This window comes from Polaromonas sp. JS666 (assembly GCF_000013865.1).
Classification (GTDB): domain Bacteria; phylum Pseudomonadota; class Gammaproteobacteria; order Burkholderiales; family Burkholderiaceae_C; genus Polaromonas.
Genome location: NC_007948.1, coordinates 166,496 through 188,628, shown reverse-complemented (window position 1 = coordinate 188,628; position 22,133 = coordinate 166,496). Strand labels below are relative to the sequence as shown.

Sequence of the window (22,133 nt, the reverse complement as noted above, 5' to 3'; positions counted from 1 at the left end):
ACTCACCTTTTGGGCTCAAGGTGAGCGTCGTTGCTGCAGGCGCTTCGGGGAACACGCCGGTGACCCAAGCCTGACGAATCAATGCTTCGCTGCAACGCTCCTTGGGTTACCATTATTTTAAGGGCAGGCAGCGGCCGGCGCCATGCTTTGCAACAAATCCGGAAAATCCATGTTCGAATACCTGTTTGGCGACAAGAAAAAGTTGGCGCCCGGTCCCCCTGAGCTGATGCGGCCGGAAGAGCGCAGGCGTGCGATTGAAGGCTCCAGCACGGCCGAACTGGCGGCCAGGCTGCTGATTGCGCCCACGGCCCTGATGCAGCTCACGCCCGAAGAGGCGCTCACCGTGGTGAGCTACATGATTCCGCAAAAAATTGCCGCGGGCACCACCTTCATCACCGAAGGGGACAAAAGCGATACCGGCTACATGCTGCTGGTGGTCGAAGGCGAGGTCACCGTGGAAAGCATCCTGGTCAGTCGCCGCACACCCGTCACCGTGTCGGTGCTGGGACCGGGCAGCCTGGTCGGCGAAATGGGGCTGGTCGATGGCCGGGCCCGGCTGGCCTCCTGCACGGCCAGCACCGACGTGCGGTGCGCGGTGTTGTCACGCGCCGCACTCGGAACTCTCAGCGTGGATGATCCCCGGACGGCGGCCAAGCTGATGTTCGCCGTCTCGCTGCGGATTGCCGAGCGGCTGCGCGATGCCACCGAAAAACTCAAGAAATACAGCCAGCTCACGCAGGCCATGCAGCAGGAAATCGATCACCTGCTGCCGGACTGACGCCTCACGCGAATAAAAAAGCGCGGTGCCCGCCAACCCGGCCTGACCCGCGATCTAACCCGGCCTAAGCCGCCTCACGGTAGAAGAAGCGGGAAGCGACAGCCCGGGACGGCAGGGGCGCCACCGCATGCGCAATGGCCTGGATATGCTCTGGCGTGGTGCCGCAGCAGCCGCCCACGATGTTGACCAGCCCTTCGTCGGCAAATTCGCGCAGCAGGCGCGAGGTCACGTCGGGCGTTTCATCGAAGCCGGTGTCGCTCATGGGGTTGGGCAGTCCGGCATTCGGGTAGCAGCTGATAAAGGTGTCGCCGGCCACACGGGCCAGTTCCTGGATGTAGGGGCGCATCAGCGTGGCGCCCAGCGCGCAATTGAGACCAATCGCCAGCGGCCGGGCATGGCGCACGCTGTGCCAGAAGGCGGTCACGGTCTGGCCGCTCAGGATGCGGCCCGACGCGTCCGTGACGGTGCCGCTGATGATGAGGGGCAGGCACTCACCGGAGTTGTCGAAGTACTCGTCGATCGCAAACAGGGCCGCCTTGGCGTTGAGTGTGTCGAAAATGGTTTCGACCAGCAGCACATCGCTGCCGCCCTTGACCAGCGCTTCCGTCTGCTCGTAATAAGCCTTGCGCAGCTCCTCAAAGCTGGTGTTGCGCGCGCCCGGGTCGTTCACATCGGGGCTGATGCTGGCGGTTTTGGGCGTCGGGCCCAGGGCGCCCACCACGAAGCGCGGCTTGTCGGGCGTGGAAAACTTGTCGCAGGCGGCACGCGCGATGCGGGCCGACTCGTAGTTCATCTCCACGGCCAGATCCGCCATGTCGTAGTCGGCCTGGGCGACCGTGGTGGCACCAAAGGTGTTGGTCTCTATCATGTCGGCGCCGGCGGCGAGGTAGCCTTCATGGATGTCGCGGATCACGTCGGGACGGGTCAGGCTGAGCAGTTCGTTGTTGCCCTTGACGTCCTTGTGGAAGTCCTTGAAGCGCTCGCCGCGGTACTGGGCTTCGTTCAACTTGAAGCGCTGGATCATCGTGCCCATCGCGCCGTCAAGGATGGCGATGCGTTGTTCCAGGATGGCTGGCAGTTGCTGTCCGCGGGTGTAATTTAGGGGCTTCATGCGCCGATTTTAAGGTGCGGCGGTTTTTTCAGCAGGCTCCTGAATAGCGTCCCTGTTTTTCGCCAGAGCCGCCCTACCCTTCGCAAGAGCTCTGCACCAGCCGGGGCCGCGGGACTGGCTTCGCCAGACCGCAGGCGCAGCGCCCCCTCGGGGGGCAGCGAACCACATGCAGTGGGGAGCGTGGGGGCTCTATTCCACCAGCAGGGGCCGCGGAACCGGCTTCGCCGGGCCGCAGGTGCAGCGGCCCCCTCGGGGGGCAGGGAGCTACACGCAGTGAGCGACCGTGGGGGCCCCATCAGCCACAATAGCGGGCATTGACCCTCCGCACATGAAAAACCTCCAACCCAAAGAAGCCTGGACCTGGCTGCAGGCGCACCCCGACACCCTGTTCGTGGATGTGCGCATGGAAATCGAGTCGCTGTATGTCGGCCGCCCGCCCGGTGTGGTCCATGTGCCGTGGTATGAATACCCCGACTTGCAGCCTGATCCGCAGAAATTTGCCGAAGCTGTGGTTCGCGAGGCCACCGGCAAAACCCAGCCGGTATTGCTGATCTGCCGCTCTGGCAAGCGCACGCTGGACGCCGGCAAGGCGCTGGAGGCCGCCGGATTTTCCGACGTGCAGCATGTGGTGCATGGCTTTGAAGGAGAGCTCGACGAGCAGTTTCGCAGGTCTACGCTCTCGGGCTGGCGCTTTGACGGCCTGCCCTGGGAGCAGATGTAACCCGCCTTCGGCATCAAATCCGGCTGCAACCCCTGTTTCTTTTGAACTTGCAGCTATTATTTTCATAACAAACCTGCATCCGCAGCATCCCCTTGTCTTCATCGCCTGTTTCTTCATCCCGGTCTTTATCCCGGCCGACCCCGTTGGACATTCTGGGTCAGGTCTTTGGCTACTCCGAGTTCCGCGGCCCGCAGGAAGCCATCGTGGAACACGTGGTGCAGGGCGGCGACGCGCTGGTGCTGATGCCTACCGGCGGGGGCAAGTCGCTGTGCTATCAGATCCCGGCCATCGTGCGGCAAAACGCCGGCCATGGCGTGACGGTGGTGATTTCGCCGCTGATTGCGCTGATGCACGACCAGGTCGGCGCGCTGCATGAGGCCGGCGTGTCCGCCGCGTTTTTGAATTCAACGCAAAGCTTTGAAGAAAGCAGCCAGCTTGAAAAACAGTTGCTGCGCAACGAGCTGACGCTGCTGTACGCGGCGCCCGAACGCATCAACACGCCGCGCATGAAGGGCCTGCTGGCCTCGCTGCACGAGCGCGGCCTACTCAGCCTGTTTGCGATCGACGAGGCGCATTGCGTGAGCCAGTGGGGCCATGATTTCCGGCCGGAGTACCGCTCCCTGAGCCTGCTGCACGAAACCTTTCCCGATGTGCCGCGCATCGCGCTCACGGCCACCGCCGACGCCCTGACGCGGCAGGACATGATTGAGCGGCTCAAGCTTGAAGACGCGCGCGAGTTTGTCAGCAGCTTTGACCGGCCCAACATCCGCTACACCATTGTCGAAAAGGCCGACCCGACGCGCCAGCTGCTGCGCTTCATCGAGTCCGAGCATGAGGGCGAGGCCGGCATTGTGTATTGCCAGTCAAGGAAGCGCGTGGAAGAGATTGCCGCAACCCTGCAGGATGCCGGCCTGAAGGCGCTGGCTTACCACGCAGGGCTGGACGCCTCGCTGCGCCAGCAGCGGCAAGACCGCTTCCTGCGCGAGGACGGCGTCGTCATGGTGGCGACAATTGCCTTCGGCATGGGCATTGACAAGCCCGACGTGCGCTTTGTCGCGCACCTGGACATGCCGAAAAACATCGAAGGCTATTACCAGGAGACGGGCCGGGCCGGGCGCGATGGGCTGCCCGCCAACGCCTGGATGGCCTACGGCCTGCAGGACGTGGTGAACCAGCGCCGCATGATAGACACCAGCGATGCCGCCAGCGAAGAGTTCAAGCAGGTGATGCGCGGCAAGCTCGATGCGCTCTTGAGCCTGGCCGAAGACACGCGCTGCCGCCGCGTCAGCCTGCTGCATTACTTTGACGAGGAAAGCCAACCTTGCGGCAACTGCGACAACTGTCTCAGCCCGCCGGCCGTCTGGGACGCCACCGAAGCGGCCCGCAAAATGCTCAGCTGCATCTACCGCGTGCAGCAGGCCAGCGGCATCAGTTTTGGCGCCGGCCACATCATGGATATCCTGCGCGGCAAGGCCACCGAGAAAGTGGCGCAATACGGCCACGACAAGCTCAGCACCTTCGGTATTGGCACCGATCTGGCCGAGGCGCAGTGGCGCAGCGTGCTGCGCCAGCTGATTGCGAAAAACATGGTCCGCGTCGACACGGAAGCCTTCAGCACGCTGCAGCTGCTGCCCGATGCCCGGCAGGTGCTCAAGGGCGAGGTCAGCGTGGTGCTGCGCGAGCAGGCCCTGGGCGGCAAGGCCGACCGCCGCAAGCGCGTGACCAAGACCTCCGTCAAGGGCCTGGCCGAAGCCGCGCTCAATGCCGGCGCGCTGGAACGGCTGGCCAGCCTCAAGGCCTGGCGCGCCGAGGTGGCGCGCGAGCACAACTTGCCGGCGTTCGTGATCTTTCACGACGCCACGCTGCGCGCCATTGCCGAGCGCGCACCGCAGCGCCTGCACGACCTGGAAGGGATCAGCGGGATTGGCGCGAAAAAGCTGGAAGCCTATGGCGCCGAGGTGCTGCGGGTCTGCGTGGCCCCGGCGGCAGGCTGAACGACAGCCGGCCCAGGCCGCCCCTGGCTGTTTTGTTCCCTCGGCTGGCGATCCTCGGCATGGCCGGCATCGTCGCTGCGACAGGTGCAGCGTCGCGCTGAAAAGCTGTGCCGCAGCGCCGGATCGGCTCTGAAGTTGCAATAAAACTGCGCAAATATTGCGAGATGATTGACCGATCTCAGCGCCATATCCGGCTTTCAAGCAGTCTTACTTCATCAGGAGATTCACCGTGGCAGCCCCTTTTCCGGTTTCGTTGTTCCTGGACGAAACACGGCTGAGCGCCTGGCCCTGCTGCACAAGCCGCTATTGATGTTGAGGTGAAGGCGGAGTCGCCCGGTACACAGGTCATGCGACGTCGCCCCACAGCGCATGGCAACGTGCCCCGTCAAAACTCGCGTCTTCAAACCATCGCTTCGCCCCGCCCTGCCGCCATACCTGCCCTTTCAGGAAGTTCTGCCATGCACAAATTAGCCCCGCCGGAAATCCAGCAACTGCGCGCCGCCCTGCCCGACTGGCAGTTCAGCGAGGCACGCGGTGGCCTGATCAGCCGTGAATTCAGCTTCGCCGACTTTGTCCAGGCTTTCGGGTTCATGGCCCAGGTCGCCCTGGTTGCCGAAAAGCTCAACCACCACCCCGAATGGTCCAACGTCTACAACCGGGTGGCCATCACCCTGACCACCCACGACGTCCAGGGCCTGTCGACCAACGACGTCGACCTGGCACAACAGGTCGATGCCATCTACGCCCCCTTGAACACCCCGCGCGCTTAGGCAAGACACCATGCAGACACTCCCAGACACCAGCAGCAAACACGGCCTGGCGGCCGGCGACACGGCCCAGCCGGAGCGGGCCGACTGGACCATGGACCAGGGCTGGGAACACTACAGCGCCGAAGAGCACGGCATCTGGAAGACGCTGTTCGAACGCCAGCGCCGCCTGCTGCCCGGGCGCGCCTGCGATGCTTTCGTGGAGGGCATGGCCCGGCTGCCGATAGGCGCAGACCAGATTCCCGATTTCCGGCGCCTGTCCGACACCTTGATGCAGCGCACCGGCTGGCAGGTGGTTGCCGTGCCGGGCCTGGTGCCCGATGATGTGTTCTTTGAACACTTGGCGAACCGCCGCTTTCCCGCGGGCCAGTTCATCCGCGGGCGGCACCAGCTGGACTACCTGGAAGAGCCCGATGTTTTTCACGACGTATTCGGCCACGTGCCCATGCTGATGAACCCGGCCATTGCGGACTACATCCAGGCCTATGGCGTGGGTGGGCTGCGCGCGCAGAAGCTGGGCGTGCTCGACAAGCTGGCGCGCGTCTACTGGTACACGGTCGAATTCGGCCTGGTGCAGCAACAGGACGGCTTGCGTATTTATGGCGCCGGCATCGCCTCGTCCGCCGCGGAAAGCGTGTTTGCGCTCGATGATGCCTCGCCGAACCGGCTGGGCTTTGAGCTGGAGCGGGTGATGCGCACGCAGTACCGGATTGACGATTTCCAGGAAAGCTACTTTGTGATTGACGACCTGGACGAATTGCTGGCACTGGCGAAGATCGATTTTGCGGCCAGCTACGCGCGGGTGCAGGACCAGCCCGACCACACGCCGGGAACGGTGCTGCCAACAGACCGGATGTTCACCCGCGGATCGGGCCATTACCACCACGCCAAACGGCAGGGAGCAGCAGCATGAACTTCAAGCATCGCACCGTGATGGTGACCGGCGCCGCAGGCAACCTGGGGCAAGCGGTGGCGGCCGCATTTTCGGCACAGGGCGCACAACTGGTGCTGCTGGACCGGCAACTCGATGCGCTGCACCGGGCATACGGCACCGCCGGCACCGACCGCCTGCTGGTGGCCACCGACCTGCTGGACGCCGCACAGGTCGCCGCCGCGCAGGCAGCAGCGCTCGCCCGCTTCGGGCGCATCGATGTGCTGTGCAACCTGGCCGGCGGTTTTCGTATGGGCGAGGCGGTGCACGCCACCAGCGACAGCACCTGGGATTTCCTGCTGGACATCAACGCCCGCACGCTGCTGAACATGGCGCGCAGCGTGGTGCCGCACATGCTGGCGCATGGCGGCGGCAAGATTGTCAACGTTGGGGCTTTTGCGGCGCAAAAAGGCGTGGCCCATATGGGCGCCTACTGCGCCTCCAAGAGCAGCGTCATCCGCCTGACCGAGGCGATGGCTGCCGAGCTGCGCGAGCAACACATCAACGTGAACTGCGTGCTGCCGACCATTCTGGACACCCCGGAAAATCGCGCGGCCATGCCGGATGCCGACCCCGCGCGCTGGGTCTCGACGCAGGACCTGGCCCAGGTGATCATGTTCCTGGCCTCCGATGCCGCCCGCGCCGTGCATGGCGCCGCCCTCCCCGTGACCGGACTGAGCTGAGCCGCGCCTGAACCTGTCGGCGCGCCGGGCGCTACCGCCAGCTGCGGTGCCGGCGGCTGCCGGGCGCGCAGGGTGCAGGCCGTCACCGACAGGGGCAATGGCTCGCGCAAAACCATCCGCCTTGTCAAGTTCTGAAATTCCGATCAGTGCAAAAAGCCCATGTTGCGCGACTCGCGCACTTCGGGCTTGATGCGGTGCTCGGCTTCGAGCTGACTCATGAATTCGTCAGGGCTGAACACCGCGCCCAGAATATCTGTCTGGCGTTTGACGGCCGCGAAGTCACCGGGGCACAGCTGTGAGAGCTTGCCCAGCCGCTCCTGCAGCGCCGCCGTGAACAGCGCGGCGTCGCCGCCCAGCGCCTCGACCACGAACATCTTCTCGCGCTGCTCGCGCGTCAGCGGCATGAACTTGATCTTGAAGGTAAAGCGCCGCAAGGCGGCCTGGTCCAGGCTTTCCATCAGGTTGGTGGTGCAGATGAAGATGCCCGCATAGCGCTCCATGCCCTGCAGCATTTCGTTGACCTCGGTGACCTCATAGGTGCGCTGCGCGCCGCGCCTGTCCTGCAGAAAGCTGTCGGCCTCATCGAGCAGCAGCACGGCCTTCTCGGCTTCGGCCTCGCGGAACATGGCCGCCATGTTCTGCTCGGTCTCACCCACATACTTGCTCATCAGGTCGCTGGCCTGCTTGATGATGAGCGCCTGGTCCAGCGTTTTGGCGATGTGTTCGGCCAGCGCAGTTTTACCCGTGCCGGGGGCGCCGTAAAAACACAGGCAGCCGTGGCCCCGGCTTTTCAGCGCCTCGACGATGCGCGGCACCTCAAAACGGGACTCGACATGCAGCATCGCCAGGTCGTAGGTCGTCACGCTGCGGCGGCCCGCCGCTTCCGCCGGATTGCCCAGTGCGACATCGGCGTTCTTGAGCTGCCGCTCGATCAGGGACTCCATCAGCGCCGGGCGGCCGCCCGCCAGCATGGCCTTCATCCCCTCGGCATCCACCTGGGCGTCCACCGTGTCCGCTGGCGCGCTGGCCAGCTGGGCAAACCGCACGGCCGTGCGTATCTGCGCCGGCGTCAGGCCCTTGCGCGCGGTGAGCTTCTCCACAAACGCCTCGCTGACCTGCACGCCTTCCAGCGTCTTGCGCACCACGCCCTCGCGCGCACCGGGCGGCGGTGAGCGAAGCTCGAGGTGGTAGGCAAAACGGCGGCGAAAGGCCGGATCGATCTGCTCGATGCGGTTGGTCACCCACAGCGTGGGCACCGCGTTGGACTCCAGGATCTGGTTGACCCAGGCCTTGCCGCTGACCGAGCCGTTGGCCGCACTGGCGGGCGGCAACTGTTCGGAGCGCGCCATGAACTGCGCGGCTTCACTGGAGATCGGCGGGAACACATCCTCCACCTCGTCAAACAGCAGGGCGGAGTGCGTGCTGCCCTTCAGGAAAACCTGGGCGATCTGCAGGGAGCGGTAGCGATCGCGCCCGCTCAGCGAGTTGCCGTCGCGGTCGGCATATTCGACCTCGAACAGGTCCAGCCCGGCCGCATGCGCCACCACCTTGGCCAGCTCGGTCTTGCCGGTGCCGGGTGGCCCGTAGAGCAGCACATTGACGCCCTGCTCCCGGGCGGCGACCGCATTGCGCAGCAGGGACACCAGCACCTGGGCGTCGTCCTGCACAAAGGCGAAGTCCGCCAAGCCGAGGCTGCTGCGCGCAGCGGGCCGGGTAAAGACGGCCATCAGCTCGTTCTGGTCGCGGTATTCGCGCATCAGCACCGGCGGCAGCTTTTCGCTGACCTTCATCAGGTCGGCCAGGTCCGTGATGTTGTGCTCTGAAATCAGGTTTTCGACCATACCAATGCGCTCGAGCCGCGAGCCGGCGCGCAATGCCTCGGCGACCTCCGGTGCCTTGACGCCGGCCACGTCGGCGATGGCGGCGTAAGCCTCGGGTGCGTTGCTGACCTTGAACTCGACCAGCAGCGAGCGAAGATCGCGCTGATAGCGCGCGAGGGTTCCATACAGCAGCAGCGCACGCTCGGCCCGGTTGAGTTGCAGCAGGTTGGCCAGCGCATCAATGTTTTTCTCCACCAGCGTGGACTGCTTTTTCAGCGCGTGCGTCAGCCACTCGCCGGTGGCGGCCAGCACGGACAGCAAATCCTTGGGCTGGTCCTTGGCGTGCTCATCGAGATAGAAGAACAGCGTGCCCTCCTCATACGGACCACGCCAGGCGCCGTGGCGCGCCATGAACTCGGCGTCGCTCAGGGTTTCGTGGCCGCGCCACAGTTCGTTGTCCTTGCAGCGGCGCCCCAGGAATTCACGCAGGCGCTGCATCGCCGGCAGCGGCCAGACCAGGTGTCGCCCCGAGAGCGACAGCAGGCTGTTGAGGTCGCGCCGTACATTGAACTTGGCGCCCTGGCGGGCTGCCAGGGTCAGCACAAAGTGCGAGCACATGAGATCGAGCACCGGCGCTTCTTTCAGGCCGGGAGACAACAGCCACTGCTGCTCACTCGCGGAACGCTTGCTCATGGACAAACCCCCAGTTTGCAAAAAAAACCTTTGACGCAAACCCAGCTCTAAAGACACACCATAACGCAGCTTGAAGCATCATGGAAGACGCTACTTGAAGGCCCTCGTGTGAAATGTGCCACACAAGCGGCTGAAAATGGCATGTTCAGGGCACACAATCTGCCGAGGAGAACCTTCATGCTCAGTCTGACCGATATTGAACAAGCCGCCCAGCGCCTGCAGGGCCATTTGCTGGATACCCCCTGCGTGGAGTCCAGGACGCTGTCACAGCTGACCGGGGCGCAGATTTACCTGAAATTTGAAAACCTGCAGTACACGGCCTCTTTCAAGGAGCGTGGCGCCTGCAACAAACTTGCGCAACTCTCAGGCGACGAACGGCGCCGCGGCGTGATCGCGATGAGCGCCGGCAACCATGCCCAGGGTGTGGCTTATCATGCCCAGCGCCTGGGCCTGAGGGCCGTCATCGTGATGCCGCGCTTCACGCCCGGCGTCAAGACCGAGCGTACCCGCGGCTTTGGCGCGGAGGTGGTGCTGCACGGCGACACGCTGGAGGAGTCGCGCGCCCACGCGCTGATGCTGGCCGAGCGCGAGGGCCTGGTGTTTGTGCACCCCTACGACGACGAAGCTATCGTGGCGGGCCAGGGCACCGTGGGGCTGGAAATGCTGCACGCCGTCCCCGGCCTGGACACGCTGGTCGTCGCCGTGGGCGGCGGCGGGCTGATCGCGGGCATGGCCATCGCCGCCAAGGCCCTGAAGCCCGAGATTGAAATCGTGGGGGTGCAGACCTCGCGCTTTCCGGCCATGGTCAACGCCATCAAGGGCACGCACCACCCGCAGGGCACCAGCACCATTGCCGAGGGCATCGCCGTGGGCACGCCGGGGGTCATCCCGCAAGCCATCATTGAAAAGCTGGTGGACGACCTGGTGCTGGTCGATGAAGGGGATATCGAGCAGGCCATGGTGATGCTGCTGGAAATTGAAAAAACCCTGGTCGAGGGTGCGGGCGCGGCCGGCTTGGCGGCGGTGCTCAAATACCCGGCGCGCTTTGCCGGCAAGAAAGTCGGGCTGGTGCTGTGCGGCGGCAATATCGACCCGCTGCTGCTGGCGGCCATCATCGAGCGCGGCATGGTGCGCGCCGGGCGGCTGGCCCGCATCAAGGTCAGCGTGCGTGACGTGCCAGGCTCGCTGGCCAAGATCACCGCGACGGTAGCCGATGCGGGCGCCAACATCGACGAGGTACACCACCAGCGCGCCTTCACCACGCTGTCGGTCCAGAATGTGGAGATCGAGCTGGTGATCCAGACGCGCGGGCGCGAGCACATCGCGCAGGTGCTGGCGGCGCTGGCCGCAGCCGGATTTGAGGCGTCCGAGCAGCACTGAACGTCCGCCGCCCCCTATGGCTTTCATCGTCCCGTTGCGGCTGGCGGGAGGGGACTCGCCGGACTAGGGCCTGTGAACGCTATTTATGCAAGATGCGTTGCGAGTCAAAAAGGCCATGAGCAAGGCGCAAAACGCAGGCGGGGTAGACCCCGCCAAGGCTTTGCAACGCCGCGCAGGGCCTTTTTGATCGCAACCCGAAGGGAATGGGGTGAAAACAGCGCCACTCTGCGTTGCGCTCCTAGCCCAGACGCCCGGTCTGGGCGTCGTCGCGCGCCTTGATTGGCGCTGTTTTCACCCCATTCGCATTTGCATAAATAGCGTTCACAGGCCCTAGTTCCAGCCGATCACGTCAAAGCCCTTCTCGCTCAGGCAGCGCTGCACGAAGCTGCGGTAGGTGGTGTTGGGCCGGTCGCTATGGAAGGCCCCCGACACCGCACCGGCCGAGCCGCCCACGGCAGCCCCTGCGGCACCGGCCCGCAACACGCCGTCGGTGCCGCGGCCCGTGATCAGCGCACCGACAGCCGAGGCGACACCCACCGTGGCCGCGCCCTCGCCGGCCCGACGGCCCACTTCATTGCTCTTTTGCTCGGGCGTCAGGCCGGCCGATACGGCGCGCGCCATGCAGGCGTCGGCCTCGGCCCGGCCTTGTACCTCGCCGACGCGGTTGAGCGTGGCGTTGGGATAGAGCACGGGCCTGGCCGACGGGCTGCCGGGCCCGCTGGCCGCGCAGGCTGACAACAGAGCCACCGCCGCCCAAGCGGCGCACACGGCAAACATTCGGGCTGGGGTATTCATGCGTTCCTTCCGCTAAATTCGCAGGCCAAAGATTACCGCAGGCGGGTCATTGCCGCAGCCCAGGCCGTAAAGATAAAGGTAAAATCCGACAAGTTACCAAGAAATCCAGGAACCACCATGTCCAGCTCAGCCGACCACACCACCCCTGCAGCGCACAGCAGCCCCACCCCTGCCGAAGAGCAGGATGTCGTGGATGCGATCGCGCCGCTGATGCCCCTGGTACTGCCTGTCGTCGGTGGCGTGCTGATGTTCCTGCTGGCTTTCATCGCCGTATTTCTGGCCTGATACACCCCCTGCCGGGAATGCCAAAGTCCGCCACAGGCGGACTTTTTCGTTGGGCAAGCCGCGCGCCTGTCAGTTGTCCGGCCCTTCAGCCCTGCCGCACCGGCATGATGTGAACGGCTTGCGGCGGAATGTGCAGATGCAGCATGCTGCCGGGCGCGGCGCCGAGTTGCCGCAGGGCAGCCGTCGACAGGTTCAGTGTCAGGCATTGCGATGGCAGCTGCAATGGCACCAGCGTGCACAGGCTGATCTCGCCCAGCGGCAGGACTTCCCGCAGGGTACAGGCAAAGGTATTGACCGCCTGCGCCGATGGCGTGGCCGACAGGTCCAGCAACTCACCGGCAACCACCCACGACACTTCGGCACCATCGTCCAGCCGCCGCTTGTCAATCACCGCCAGGGTGACGTCCGCTGCGCCCGGCAGGCTATTCGGGGTAGCACCGGCTGGCGCCTGGCCATGCCAGACCAGGCGGCCAAAACCGGGCGCATCGGCAGGCCTGTTGGAAAAAAACCGTCCCTGAAAATGATTCTGTATGCCCACCAGTTCGGCAACGCGGGCGTTGCGCGGACTGGCAAAGACCCGGGCGGGCGGGCCCACCTGCAGCGACTCGCCGGCATCCAGGATCACGACCCGGTCGGCCAGCCGGCGCGCTTCGTTCAGATCATGTGTCACCAGCACCATGGGAATCGCCACGCTCTGGCGCAGGACCGCCAGCTCGTGATACAGCGCCTGGCGCGTCGGCGCGTCCACCGCCGAAAAGGGCTCGTCGAGCAGCAGCACCTGGGGTTCCCGCGCCAGCGCCCGCGCCAGTGCCACACGCTGCTGCTGGCCACCGGACAACTGATGGGGCCGCCGGGCTTGCAGGCCAGCCAGGCCCATGCGCTCAAACAGGGCATCAAAATAGGCTGTCGCCTTTGCCGGATGAGCCGCAAGCGCGACGTTTTCAACAGCAGTCAGATGCGGAAACAAGGCATAGTGCTGAAACACCAGGCCGACGCGGCGCTGCTGCGGCGCCCGGCGGATGCCGCCCGCGCTGTCAAACCAGACATCCGCCACATCGGTACCGACACTGACGCGGCCCTGCAGGCCCGGGCTTTGCAGCAGGCCCGCCACCGCCCGCAGCACACTGGTCTTGCCGCTGCCCGAGGGGCCGAGCAGCGCCAGCAACTCGCCCGGGGCGCAGTCAAAGTCGGCATTGAGCCGGATCGGGCCGTGGTTTTGAAGTGAGACCTGCAGCATGGGCACTCGGGACGGGCAAGGTGACAGCGCCAGGCGCTATCGTTCCTGCAGCGGACGCGCTTTGCCGGCCGCAAAAACAAGGGCCAGCGCGCCCAGCGAAGCCAGCACCAGCACCAGCGCCATCACGTGGGCGGCGGGCATGTCAAAGGCCTGCACCCGGTCGTAAATCGCAATCGACAGGGTTTTGGTCTCGCCGGCAATGCTGCCGCCAACCATGAGCACCACGCCAAACTCGCCCAGCGTGTGCGCCATCGTCAGGGCGACACCGGCCAGCAGGCCGGGCCAGGCCAGCGGCAGCTCGATTTTCCAGAAGGCGCGCCAGGGGCTCAGGCCGCACACCCAGGCCGCTTCGCGCAGGCTGCCGGGAATGGCGGCAAAGGCGCGCTGCAGCGGCTGGACCATGAAGGGCAGGTTGACCAGCACGCTCGCCAGCAGCAGGCCCTCAAAGCTGAAGACCAGCCGCAAGCCGAGTGCGCGCGCCAGCCAGCCGCCCACTGCCGAGCCTTGGCCCAGCGTGATCAGCAGGTAAAAGCCGACGACCGTGGGCGGCAGCAGCAGGGGCAGCATCAGCAGGGCCTCGACCACGGGCCGGCCACGCCAGGGCGTGACGGCGAGCCAGCGCGCCAGCCACACGCCCAGCGGCAACAGCAAGGCCGCCGAACAGACGGCCAGGGTCAGGGATACGCGGGCAGCTTGCCAGTCCATAGCGGCCTATTGTCGCAAACGCTTGCAAAGGCAGGAAATGCACGAAATGCAGGAAGTGCCCTCAAAGGCCGCCAGCCGCAGCAGGAAACCTGATGTCCTGGCCATGGAGACCACGGCCTTAAACGTAGCCGTAGCGCATCAGCACGGCCTTCGCGGGCGCTGACTGCAGAAATTCGTAAAACGCATGGGCAGCGGGCCCAGCGTTCTTCAGCAGCACCATGCGCTGGCGCAGCGGCGCGTGCAGATCATCGGGCAGCAACACATAACGCACGCGTGTCGCCAGCTCGGGCGCCAGCGCCAATGACAGGGCCGTGATGCCGGCCTGCGCCGCGCCAGTGCTGACGTACTGCGTGGCCTGGGCCATGTTTTCCCCGAGCACGATTTTTCCCTGCAGGGCGGGCCAGAGATCCAGCTTTTGCAGCACCTGCACCGCCGCCCGGCCATAGGGCGCCAGCTCCGGGTTGGCAATGGCAAATTTCTGCACCTGGCTCAGGCCGGATCTCAGTCCGCGCAACTGCGGGTCCAGCGCCAGCGGGGAGCCGGCCGGCACCAGCAGCACCAGGCGCCCGGTGGCGTACACCAGCCCGCGATCCGGTGTCAGCCCGGCGTCGGCCAGGCGCAGCGCGAAGTCCTCGTCGGCCGACAGGAAGAGTTCGGCCGGCAAACCCTGCTGGATCTGCCGCACCAGGTTGGCGGACGAGCCGATATTGACCCGGACCCGACTTTTCTGGCCCCGCTCAAACAGCGGCACCAGCTCTGCGAGTACCGGTTGCAGATTGGCGGCTGCCGCGATCAGCGCGGGCCTGGAGGACCCGGCATCCTGCGCCGAAGCCGGGCTCACCAGTCCGGAGCCCAGCTGAAGCGCCAGTGCAAGGTGCAGCAGGCCTGCCGCCGCCACGCGGCGCCGAGGTGCCCCCCCCGACCAGCGCCGGATCCATGCCTTGAGCACGCTGCGTGGCGACGCGACCAGGGCGTACAGAAAGGCGGCTTTCATGAAATCAATTCTCCCTGTCCTTGCATCGAGGCGGGCAGCTCACGGCTGCCATATGGCCCGCATAATTCATGCATAACCTCATGCAAGTTTTGCATATCTTTTGACCGTAACTGGCGGGTAACCCGTCGCGATCTTCTTAAAATGAATTTTTGGCCGGCCCCTGACGCAGCCCACAAGCAGCCCCTCAGCCGCTTTCTGCCCTGGCGCCACCGCAATTCCGGTTGCGGTTCCGTACGCCGGCCGAGACCTGTCCGATGGTAGTCGCCGATTGTTTCGGGCCGGAGCCGGCCTCGCGTCAATCGGCACCCAGCGCCATTTCGACAGACGCCCGATGTCGCAGCAACTGCCGCCGCAATTGCCCACATTCACCGGCGTTTATCGAAATAACGTTTTTCAACTTTGGAGTTTTCAATGAACCACCCCGTGATGCAAGGACTGGAACTGGGCACGCCCGGCTATGTCAAGAACGCAAAACTGATTGCCTGGGTTGCCGACATGGTGGCCCTGTGCAAACCCGACCGCGTGTACTGGTGCGACGGCAGCGACGCCGAATACCAGCGCCTGTGCCAGCAGCTGGTCGATGCCGGCACCTTCAAAAAGCTCAACGAAACCAAGCGCCCCAACAGCTTCCTGGCGCTGAGCGACCCCTCCGACGTGGCGCGCGTGGAAGACCGCACCTACATCTGCTCGGCCCGCAAGGAAGACGCCGGCCCGACCAACAACTGGATGGCCCCGGCCGAGATGCGCGCCACGCTGCAGCCGCTGTTTGACGGCTGCATGCAGGGCCGCACCATGTATGTGGTGCCTTTCAGCATGGGCCCGCTGGGCTCGCCGATTGCACACATCGGCGTCGAGCTGTCGGACAGCCCTTATGTGGCTGTCAACATGAAGATCATGACGCGCATGGGCAAGGCGGTGTTCGACGTGCTGGGCGTCAATGGCGACTTCGTGCCCTGCGTACACACCGTGGGCGCGCCGTTGGCCGCCGGCCAGAAAGACGTGACATGGCCGTGCAACAAGACCAAATACATCGTGCACTACCCGGAGACCCGCGAAATCTGGTCCTACGGTTCGGGCTACGGCGGCAATGCGCTGCTGGGCAAGAAGTGCTTTGCGCTGCGTATCGCGTCCAACATGGGCCGCGACGAGGGCTGGCTGGCCGAGCACATGCTGATTCTCGGCGTGACCAACCCTGAGGGCAAGAAATACCATGTCGCAGCGGCCTTCCCGTCGGCTTGCGGCAAGACCAACTTCTCCATGCTGGTGCCACCCGCCGGCTTTGACGGCTGGAAAGTCACCACCATCGGCGACGACATCGCCTGGATCAAGCCCGCGGCCGACGGCAAGCTGTATGCCATCAACCCGGAAGCCGGCTACTTCGGCGTGGCGCCCGGCACCAACATGCTGACCAACCCGAACTGCATGCGCAGCCTGGACCGCGACACGATTTTCACCAACGTCGGGCTGACCGACGATGGCGACGTGTGGTGGGAGGGCATGGAGCAGGATGCACCCGGCAAGGCACTGCCGGCCCACCTGATCGACTGGCAGGGCAATGACTGGACACCCCAGATTGCCAAGGAAACCGGCGCCAAGGCCGCACATCCCAATTCACGCTTTACCGTGGCCGCGACCAACAATCCGGCGCTCGACAGCGCCTGGGACGACCCGAAAGGCGTGGCGATCGACGCCTTCATCTTCGGCGGCCGCCGCTCGACCACCGTGCCGCTGGTGACCGAGGCGCGCAACTGGGTGGAAGGCGTCTACATGGCCGCCACCATGGGCTCCGAAACCACGGCTGCCGCGACCGGCCAGGCCGGTGTGGTGCGCCGCGACCCGTTCGCCATGCTGCCGTTTACCGGCTACAACATGAGCGACTACTTCCAGCACTGGCTGGATATGGGTCAGAAGCTCGCCGGTTCCGGCGCCAAACTACCGAAAATCTACACCACCAACTGGTTCCGCAAAGGTGCGGATGGCAAATTCGTCTGGCCTGGCTACGGTGAGAACATGCGCGTGCTGAAGTGGATGATTGACCGCATCGAAGGCAGCGGCCAGGGCAATGACCACATCACCGGCGTCAGCCCCAGCTACGAAGACCTGAACTGGACCGGCCTCGACTTCAGCGCCGAGCAGTTCGACAGCGTGATCAGCATGGACAAGGCCGCCTGGCTCAAGGAGCTGGAGCTGCACGCCGAACTGTTCAAGCAGCTTGAACACCACCTGCCGAAAGAACTGGACCAGACCATGTCCGCCATCGAGCGCCGGCTGGCGGCCTGACATCCGCCCGCGCCCGGGCGCCTTGGCGCCCGGGCTGTCTCTGGCACTTTGACGTTTCGACAAGCTGGAGCCAGACGAAAAAAAGCCACCTCATGAGGTGGCTTTTTTTCCATGAAGTGGCCGTCCAGCGGCCCGGGCTCAGCTCAAATGTAGTTGCGCTGGTAAGCACGCATCACCGAGCTGCCCAGTTTCACGGTGCGCTCTGCGGCCGTGGCCGGTGTCGCGGCCTCAGCTGCGGCTTCTTGACGCGACATGGCGGCCTGCAGGTCGGCCATCACGCGGGAGTCGTTCCTGGCCGCAGCCCACATGCGCTGGTCGGCGCGGGCCTGTGCCAGGCTTTGCGACCAGTCTGCCAGACCGGTTTTCAGCTGGGTGGCCAGCCGGCGCGCGGTGCCCGCAAACAGCGCCAGCGCAGCGAAAGCCGCGGCCCAGAGCGCGATCCACATGACCAGCAGATGGCCTTCAGTGACGCTGTCCATCACCTGGTAGGCGACCACCATGACCGCAGCCGCCATGGCGGAGAGCAGCAGCGTGGCCAGGCCGCGCGTGCCGGAGAATCCCTGACGCAGCTGCCTGGCGGCATCAATGGCCGACTCAACACGGGCAACGCCGGGGTGCTGGTTGGAATACTTGATATTGACAAAGCTGGTCATGGCGAACTCCTCCGTTGGTTAACTGCCCGACTGGCAAGATTGGCAGCGGGTAGGAGAATATTAGGGTAATTACTAATGTTGTTCAACTTTATCTTTATGATGAATGTCATTCACAATGGTGATATACAAGTCGATCCAAACCATGCCACCTGGCCCGCTGACGAAGGAGCGCCCCTTGAACCCAACCAACTTCCGTACCCTCGATCTGAACCTCCTGCGCGTGTTTGACGAGGTCATGGCCGAACGCAGCCTGACACGGGCGGCGCGCAATCTGTCGCTGACCCAGCCGGCCGTGAGCAATGCGCTACGCCGCCTGCGCGAGACGCTGGGAGACGAGTTGGTGCAGCGCAGCGGTCAGGGCATGGCGCCCACGCCCCGCGCGCGCGCCATCTGGCCGGCGGTGCGGGAAGCCCTGCAGCGGCTGCAGGAATCGCTGATCCCCGACGAATTTGTGCCCGGCCAAGCCACCACCACCTTTGTGCTGGCCATGGCCGATGCCACGGCAGCCGAACTGATACCAGGGCTGATCGAGACGCTGGAGCAGGAGGCGCCGGGGGTGTCGATGCGGGTGATACCGCTGACCACGCGCGACCCGCGGCGCCTGTTGGACGAGCAAGCCTGCGATCTGGCCGTCGGCTATTTCCCCTCGGTGCTGGCCGACCTGACGGCCCACGCCCAGAGCGGCGAGCCCATGCCCTTCCAGCATCGGCGACTGTATGACGGCGAGTATGTCTGCGTGATGCGCAAGGGGCACCCGCTGGCCAGCGGGCCCCTGACGCTCGACCGCTTCTGCGCCGCGCGGCACATGCTGGTCAGTTTTTCAGGCCGGCCCTATGGCTTTATTGATGAGTCGCTGGCCTCGCTGGGAAGAGAACGTCAGGTGGTGCTAACCGTCAACCAGTTCTTCACGGCGGGGCGGGTGGTGGCCAACTCCAACCTCCTGACGGTGTTGCCGCGCCATTTTGTGCGCGTCACCGGTATCGCTGAGCAGTTGGTGCTGCGTCCCCTGCCCTTTGACGTGTCGGCGGTGCATGTGGATGCGGTGTGGCATCGCCGCTCGCAACAACGCGGCGCCCATGTGTGGCTGCGCGAGGCGGTCCTGCGGGCGGCCGACAAGGCCTTTTCGAATTGACATCGGGCGCGGGCGCCGGCGTTGATGAACTGGTGCAGAAGGCATGTGCCGCCCCTTCTCGCCACTTCTCGCATCTCTTTGGGGACAAAACACGGCCACAGCCCAGTAATATCGGGGAATCCAGCTGTTTCATTGGTAGCGAAATAGCCGCACCGGGACGCCCTCCAACGTTCAGCAGCAAGGCCTCGGCAGGCCGGGGCATGTTTTTTGCATACAGTTTTGTACACCCACTGTTTTCAGGAGCCCGCCATGCCTTGCCCCCTCTTGCCCGCCACCCTCGCCTCTTCCACGACGCGGCTTCCGCGCCGCACCGCCCTGAAGGTGCTGGCCGCCGGCGCTGCCAGCGTGGCGCTGCCGGCGCTCGCCGCCTGGCCTGACAAGCCGATCAAGATCGTGGTCACCTTCCCTGCCGGGGGCGCCAGCGACATCGTGGCCCGGGTCATGGCAGAACAGCTGGGCAAAAAACTCGGCCAGGCGGTGGTGGTGGACAACCGGCCCGGCGCCGGTGGCAGCGTGGGCGGGTTGGTGGTCACGCAGGCGCCCGCCGACGGCTACACCCTGATGCTGAGCAATTCCACGCCGATTTCCATTGGCCCCTTTGCACTGGAAAAGCAGCCCTACGACCCGGTGGCCGGCTTTACCCATATTGCGCTGATCGGCAACGCGCCCTGCGTGGTGATGGCCAACCCGGCCGCCCCGATCAAGACCATCACCGATGTGGAAGCCCAGGCGCGCAAGGCCGGCCGGCTCGACTTTGGCTCGGGCGGCCCGGCGTCCATTGGCCACATCTACGGTGAGCTGATGAAAAAAGCCATGGGCGTGAACCTGGTGCACATTCCCTACCGCGGCGGGGCGCCGATGACGACCGACCTGCTCGCCGGTGTGATCCCCATCGGCATTGATGTGCTGACCGCCTTTGTGCCCTACTTCAAGAGCGGCCAGCTGGTGCCGCTGGCCGTGACCTCGGCGAATCGCTCACCCCTGGTGCCCGATGTGCCCAGCGTGGTCGAGTTTGGTTACCGCAAGCTGGTGCTGGACAACTTTTTTGGCCTGAGCGGGCCGGCCAACCTGCCCGCCGACCTGGTGACGCGGCTCAATACCGCGTGCAACGAGATACTGGCCAGCAGCGAGATCAAAAAGAAAATGCTGGACCTGGGCATTTCCACCAGCCCGGTCAGCAGCGCGGCCTTCACCGGCTTTGTCAAGGAGCAGGTGTCCGTGCTGGCTCCGGCCGTGAAAGGCGCAGGCGTCAAGCTTTAACGGACGCAGCAACAACGCGGCACGCGGCCCCGCCCGGGCCTGCGGCGGCTTCAGCGAATCACGCTGAGATAGGCACGGGCGGCGTCGCGCAGCTCCTGCGCCTGGTGCGGATGCCGGCCGGCACGCGATTCGGCACGCTCCATCAGGTTGTGCGCCACCCCATGGACCGGGGCAGCGCCCTGCGCCGAGGGCAAAAAACGGACGATCAGGGAAATCAGGGTGTACATGTTCGAGGTCGCCCAAAGGGGCGAGAAAGTTGCAATGAACCTAGATTAAGGGTTTTCCCTAGGTTTACAAGCCGCATCCAGGCCATGTCCATGCAAAACCCGCATAGTTTGCCGCGCGGCCGGACATGACCCGGGGTGACGGGCCCTGCCAGGCACGGCCCACACACAACCCTAATCTGCAAGACCGAACTGGGGATTCCAGGCGATCTCCCACAGGTGGCCGTCCGGATCCTGGAAATAGCCGGCGTAGCCGCCCCAGAACGCGGACTGGGCTGGCTTGACGATTTTCGCGCCCGCCCGCCGTGCCTGGTCCATCACCGCGTCCACTTCTTCCCGTGTCGCCACGTTGTGCCCGATCGAAAACTCGGTGGCACTGCGCGCCGATTTGGCCAGGCCGGTGTCATGCGCCAGCGAATCGCGCGGCCACAGCGCCAGCTTGAACCCGGACTGCAGGTCAAAAAAGGCGACCGCACCGTGTTCGAACTGCTCGCCCACGATGCCCTGCGTGGCCAGTCCGAGCCCGTCGCGGTAGAAGGCCAGGGAGGCCTGCAGGTCGTCGACGGCCAGGGTGATCAGGGTAATGCGCGGTTTCATGGCAGCTTCTCCGGTGATGGCTTTGACGCTTCAGGCGTAGAGAAATGAAGAAAGAGTGAAAGAGTGAAAGAGTGAAAGAGCCAGCCTATCACCCGGCACGCTTTTTTCAAGCCCAAGCTCATGACCGCGGTGCACACATGGCGGGGGCAATGGCGAGGGGCAGCGCTCTTACCGCACAATCACCCGGTGAACATCCAGCTCCTGTCCGACCTGCATCTCGAATCCGATCCCCATTTCAGGGCGCAGCCCCTGCCCGGCGCCGACCTGCTGGTGCTGGCCGGCGACATCGGCTCGTACCAGAATGGCTCGCAACTGGGCAGCCTGAACATCGGCGATTTTGGCCTGGCGCGGTTTTCGCCATTGCCGGTCAGCCAGGGCGGCGCCGGCTGGCCGACACCGGTGTTTTTCCTGCCCGGCAATCACGAATACGACGGGCTGGATTTTGATGAGACCGAAGCGCGGCTGCGGGAAACCTGCGAGCGGCTGGGCATGGTCTGGCTGGAGCGTGACACCGTTGTGCTGCAGGGCGTGCGCTTTGTCGGCTGCACGCTGTGGACCGATTTTGATGCGCTGGGCATCGCCGCGGCGCGCTCGGGGCCGGTGACGGAGGAAGCGCTGCTCAAGGCCCGCGAAAAAGCCTTTCGCGCGGCCAATTTTTACCTGAACAGGCACCATGCCTTCCGCGGCGGTCAGCCCATGCTGGCCGATGCCGTCCGTGAAGAAGGCCTGAAAAGCCAGGCCTGGCTGCGGCAGGCGCTGTCGGCACCCTTTGCCGGGCCCACCGTAGTGATCACACACTTTGCTCCCAGCCTGCTCAGTGCTGACCCACGCTATGGCCTGGTGCCGGGCACGGCGGGATTTTGCAATTCGCTGGACGAGCTGTTTGCCGGCGCGGATCTGTGGCTGCATGGCCACCTGCATTGCCCGGTTGATTACGTGAAGGACGGTTGCCGCGTAATGGCCAACCCGCTGGGCTATGCGCGCAAAGGCGAGCAGTTGGCGTTCAAGCCCGATTTGCTGATCGAAATTGGACCGCCCTCTTTTTCCAAGGATTGAAAGCTACACAATTGATAGCACTTCAAGCCGGCATCCC

The 22,133-nt window shown here is 64.8% G+C and carries 21 protein-coding genes and 1 riboswitch; of the genes, 12 read left to right on the top strand and 9 right to left on the bottom strand.

Annotation, left to right across the window (positions count from 1 at the left end; translation table 11 throughout):
* Positions 1–15: 15 nt before the first annotated feature.
* Positions 16–109: riboswitch (S-adenosyl-L-homocysteine riboswitch) on the bottom strand.
* Between the two features lie 60 nt (positions 110–169).
* Complete coding sequence (locus BPRO_RS00870) at positions 170–778, top strand: cyclic nucleotide-binding domain-containing protein (RefSeq protein WP_157045701.1); 609 nt, start codon at positions 170–172, stop codon at positions 776–778.
* A gap of 64 nt (positions 779–842) precedes the next feature.
* On the opposite strand, the gene BPRO_RS00865 is transcribed toward BPRO_RS00870, so the two are convergent.
* The gene (locus BPRO_RS00865; RefSeq protein WP_011481147.1) at positions 843–1,889 is read right to left on the bottom strand and encodes a homocysteine S-methyltransferase family protein; all 1,047 of its coding nucleotides are present in this window, start codon (positions 1,887–1,889) and stop codon (positions 843–845) included.
* A 328-nt stretch (positions 1,890–2,217) separates the two neighbouring features.
* Here BPRO_RS00865 and BPRO_RS00860 point away from each other — a divergent pair, with 328 nt between their 5' ends.
* From BPRO_RS00860 to BPRO_RS00840, 5 genes are all read left to right on the top strand, one after another.
* Positions 2,218–2,610 carry a rhodanese-like domain-containing protein gene (locus BPRO_RS00860; RefSeq protein WP_041388161.1) on the top strand — a complete coding sequence of 131 codons (393 nt, stop codon included), beginning with the start codon at positions 2,218–2,220 and terminating at the stop codon, positions 2,608–2,610.
* Positions 2,611–2,702: 92 nt separating this feature from the next.
* Entirely contained in the window at positions 2,703–4,604 is a 1,902-nt protein-coding gene (recQ, locus tag BPRO_RS00855; protein ID WP_011481145.1) for a DNA helicase RecQ, read from the top strand.
* Between the two features lie 458 nt (positions 4,605–5,062).
* Positions 5,063–5,374, top strand: a complete 312-nt coding sequence (locus BPRO_RS00850) for a 4a-hydroxytetrahydrobiopterin dehydratase (protein ID WP_011481144.1) — start codon at positions 5,063–5,065, stop codon at positions 5,372–5,374.
* A 10-nt stretch (positions 5,375–5,384) separates the two neighbouring features.
* On the top strand, positions 5,385–6,284 hold the full coding sequence (gene phhA / locus BPRO_RS00845; protein WP_011481143.1) for a phenylalanine 4-monooxygenase: 900 nt from the start codon (positions 5,385–5,387) through the stop codon (positions 6,282–6,284).
* The gene (locus tag BPRO_RS00840) at positions 6,281–6,985 is read left to right on the top strand and encodes an SDR family NAD(P)-dependent oxidoreductase (protein ID WP_011481142.1); all 705 of its coding nucleotides are present in this window, start codon (positions 6,281–6,283) and stop codon (positions 6,983–6,985) included. Before phhA ends, BPRO_RS00840 begins: the two co-directional genes overlap by 4 nt.
* A gap of 143 nt (positions 6,986–7,128) precedes the next feature.
* On the opposite strand, the gene BPRO_RS00835 is transcribed toward BPRO_RS00840, so the two are convergent.
* On the bottom strand, positions 7,129–9,498 hold the full coding sequence (locus BPRO_RS00835; RefSeq protein WP_011481141.1) for an ATP-binding protein: 2,370 nt from the start codon (positions 9,496–9,498) through the stop codon (positions 7,129–7,131).
* A 177-nt stretch (positions 9,499–9,675) separates the two neighbouring features.
* Between BPRO_RS00835 and BPRO_RS00830 the strand changes: the two genes are divergently transcribed.
* Positions 9,676–10,878, top strand: a complete 1,203-nt coding sequence (locus BPRO_RS00830) for a threonine ammonia-lyase (RefSeq protein ID WP_011481140.1) — start codon at positions 9,676–9,678, stop codon at positions 10,876–10,878.
* Positions 10,879–11,208: 330 nt separating this feature from the next.
* On the opposite strand, the gene BPRO_RS00825 is transcribed toward BPRO_RS00830, so the two are convergent.
* Positions 11,209–11,673: a glycine zipper family protein gene (locus BPRO_RS00825; protein WP_011481139.1), complete on the bottom strand. Its 465-nt coding sequence runs from the start codon at positions 11,671–11,673 to the stop codon at positions 11,209–11,211.
* A 117-nt stretch (positions 11,674–11,790) separates the two neighbouring features.
* Between BPRO_RS00825 and BPRO_RS30050 the strand changes: the two genes are divergently transcribed.
* Complete coding sequence (locus BPRO_RS30050) at positions 11,791–11,958, top strand: hypothetical protein (RefSeq protein WP_198140971.1); 168 nt, start codon at positions 11,791–11,793, stop codon at positions 11,956–11,958.
* 85 nt (positions 11,959–12,043) lie between these two features.
* Here the strand turns inward: BPRO_RS30050 and BPRO_RS00820 are convergent, their stop codons facing one another.
* The 3 genes from BPRO_RS00820 to modA form a co-directional block, all read right to left on the bottom strand.
* Positions 12,044–13,195 (bottom strand): ABC transporter ATP-binding protein, encoded by a 1,152-nt coding sequence (locus BPRO_RS00820; protein WP_011481138.1) that lies wholly within the window; start codon positions 13,193–13,195, stop codon positions 12,044–12,046.
* A 36-nt stretch (positions 13,196–13,231) separates the two neighbouring features.
* A complete protein-coding gene (modB, locus tag BPRO_RS00815; protein WP_011481137.1) occupies positions 13,232–13,900 on the bottom strand; it encodes a molybdate ABC transporter permease subunit in 669 nt (222 codons plus the stop codon).
* 118 nt (positions 13,901–14,018) lie between these two features.
* Positions 14,019–14,894, bottom strand: coding sequence for a molybdate ABC transporter substrate-binding protein (gene modA / locus BPRO_RS00810; protein WP_011481136.1), 876 nt, complete (start codon positions 14,892–14,894; stop codon positions 14,019–14,021).
* A 411-nt stretch (positions 14,895–15,305) separates the two neighbouring features.
* Between modA and BPRO_RS00805 the strand changes: the two genes are divergently transcribed.
* Entirely contained in the window at positions 15,306–17,174 is a 1,869-nt protein-coding gene (locus BPRO_RS00805) for a phosphoenolpyruvate carboxykinase (GTP) (RefSeq protein WP_011481135.1), read from the top strand.
* Positions 17,175–17,317: 143 nt separating this feature from the next.
* Here BPRO_RS00805 and BPRO_RS00800 read toward each other — a convergent pair whose 3' ends face one another.
* On the bottom strand, positions 17,318–17,827 hold the full coding sequence (locus BPRO_RS00800) for a hypothetical protein (protein ID WP_011481134.1): 510 nt from the start codon (positions 17,825–17,827) through the stop codon (positions 17,318–17,320).
* 175 nt (positions 17,828–18,002) lie between these two features.
* On the opposite strand from BPRO_RS00800, the gene BPRO_RS00795 reads away from it, so the two are divergent.
* Together BPRO_RS00795 and BPRO_RS00790 are read left to right on the top strand one after the other, a co-directional pair.
* A complete protein-coding gene (locus BPRO_RS00795; protein ID WP_041389083.1) occupies positions 18,003–18,959 on the top strand; it encodes a LysR family transcriptional regulator in 957 nt (318 codons plus the stop codon).
* Positions 18,960–19,208: 249 nt separating this feature from the next.
* Positions 19,209–20,219 carry a Bug family tripartite tricarboxylate transporter substrate binding protein gene (locus BPRO_RS00790; protein WP_011481132.1) on the top strand — a complete coding sequence of 337 codons (1,011 nt, stop codon included), beginning with the start codon at positions 19,209–19,211 and terminating at the stop codon, positions 20,217–20,219.
* A gap of 50 nt (positions 20,220–20,269) precedes the next feature.
* On the opposite strand, the gene BPRO_RS30045 is transcribed toward BPRO_RS00790, so the two are convergent.
* Both BPRO_RS30045 and BPRO_RS00785 read right to left on the bottom strand, forming a co-directional pair.
* Complete coding sequence (locus BPRO_RS30045; RefSeq protein WP_198140970.1) at positions 20,270–20,446, bottom strand: hypothetical protein; 177 nt, start codon at positions 20,444–20,446, stop codon at positions 20,270–20,272.
* Positions 20,447–20,617: 171 nt separating this feature from the next.
* Positions 20,618–21,040, bottom strand: a complete 423-nt coding sequence (locus BPRO_RS00785) for a VOC family protein (protein WP_011481131.1) — start codon at positions 21,038–21,040, stop codon at positions 20,618–20,620.
* A 186-nt stretch (positions 21,041–21,226) separates the two neighbouring features.
* Here BPRO_RS00785 and BPRO_RS00780 point away from each other — a divergent pair, with 186 nt between their 5' ends.
* Complete coding sequence (locus BPRO_RS00780) at positions 21,227–22,096, top strand: metallophosphoesterase (RefSeq protein ID WP_041388155.1); 870 nt, start codon at positions 21,227–21,229, stop codon at positions 22,094–22,096.
* Positions 22,097–22,133 lie beyond the last annotated feature (37 nt).

Excerpts from the sequence above, each read along its gene's own strand:
- BPRO_RS00870 (WP_157045701.1), top strand. The coding sequence starts at position 170 with ATGTTCGAATACCTGTTTGGCGACAAGAAAAAGTTGGCGCCCGGTCCC.
- BPRO_RS00865 (WP_011481147.1), bottom strand. The coding sequence starts at position 1,889 with ATGAAGCCCCTAAATTACACCCGCGGACAGCAACTGCCAGCCATCCTG.
- BPRO_RS00860 (WP_041388161.1), top strand. The coding sequence starts at position 2,218 with ATGAAAAACCTCCAACCCAAAGAAGCCTGGACCTGGCTGCAGGCGCAC.
- BPRO_RS00850 (WP_011481144.1), top strand. The coding sequence starts at position 5,063 with ATGCACAAATTAGCCCCGCCGGAAATCCAGCAACTGCGCGCCGCCCTG.
- phhA (WP_011481143.1), top strand. The coding sequence starts at position 5,385 with ATGCAGACACTCCCAGACACCAGCAGCAAACACGGCCTGGCGGCCGGC.
- BPRO_RS00840 (WP_011481142.1), top strand. The coding sequence starts at position 6,281 with ATGAACTTCAAGCATCGCACCGTGATGGTGACCGGCGCCGCAGGCAAC.
- BPRO_RS00835 (WP_011481141.1), bottom strand. The coding sequence starts at position 9,498 with ATGAGCAAGCGTTCCGCGAGTGAGCAGCAGTGGCTGTTGTCTCCCGGC.
- BPRO_RS00830 (WP_011481140.1), top strand. The coding sequence starts at position 9,676 with ATGCTCAGTCTGACCGATATTGAACAAGCCGCCCAGCGCCTGCAGGGC.
- BPRO_RS00825 (WP_011481139.1), bottom strand. The coding sequence starts at position 11,673 with ATGAATACCCCAGCCCGAATGTTTGCCGTGTGCGCCGCTTGGGCGGCG.
- BPRO_RS30050 (WP_198140971.1), top strand. The coding sequence starts at position 11,791 with ATGTCCAGCTCAGCCGACCACACCACCCCTGCAGCGCACAGCAGCCCC.
- BPRO_RS00820 (WP_011481138.1), bottom strand. The coding sequence starts at position 13,195 with ATGCTGCAGGTCTCACTTCAAAACCACGGCCCGATCCGGCTCAATGCC.
- modB (WP_011481137.1), bottom strand. The coding sequence starts at position 13,900 with ATGGACTGGCAAGCTGCCCGCGTATCCCTGACCCTGGCCGTCTGTTCG.
- modA (WP_011481136.1), bottom strand. The coding sequence starts at position 14,894 with ATGAAAGCCGCCTTTCTGTACGCCCTGGTCGCGTCGCCACGCAGCGTG.
- BPRO_RS00805 (WP_011481135.1), top strand. The coding sequence starts at position 15,306 with ATGAACCACCCCGTGATGCAAGGACTGGAACTGGGCACGCCCGGCTAT.
- BPRO_RS00800 (WP_011481134.1), bottom strand. The coding sequence starts at position 17,827 with ATGACCAGCTTTGTCAATATCAAGTATTCCAACCAGCACCCCGGCGTT.
- BPRO_RS00790 (WP_011481132.1), top strand. The coding sequence starts at position 19,209 with ATGCCTTGCCCCCTCTTGCCCGCCACCCTCGCCTCTTCCACGACGCGG.
- BPRO_RS30045 (WP_198140970.1), bottom strand. The coding sequence starts at position 20,446 with ATGTACACCCTGATTTCCCTGATCGTCCGTTTTTTGCCCTCGGCGCAG.
- BPRO_RS00785 (WP_011481131.1), bottom strand. The coding sequence starts at position 21,040 with ATGAAACCGCGCATTACCCTGATCACCCTGGCCGTCGACGACCTGCAG.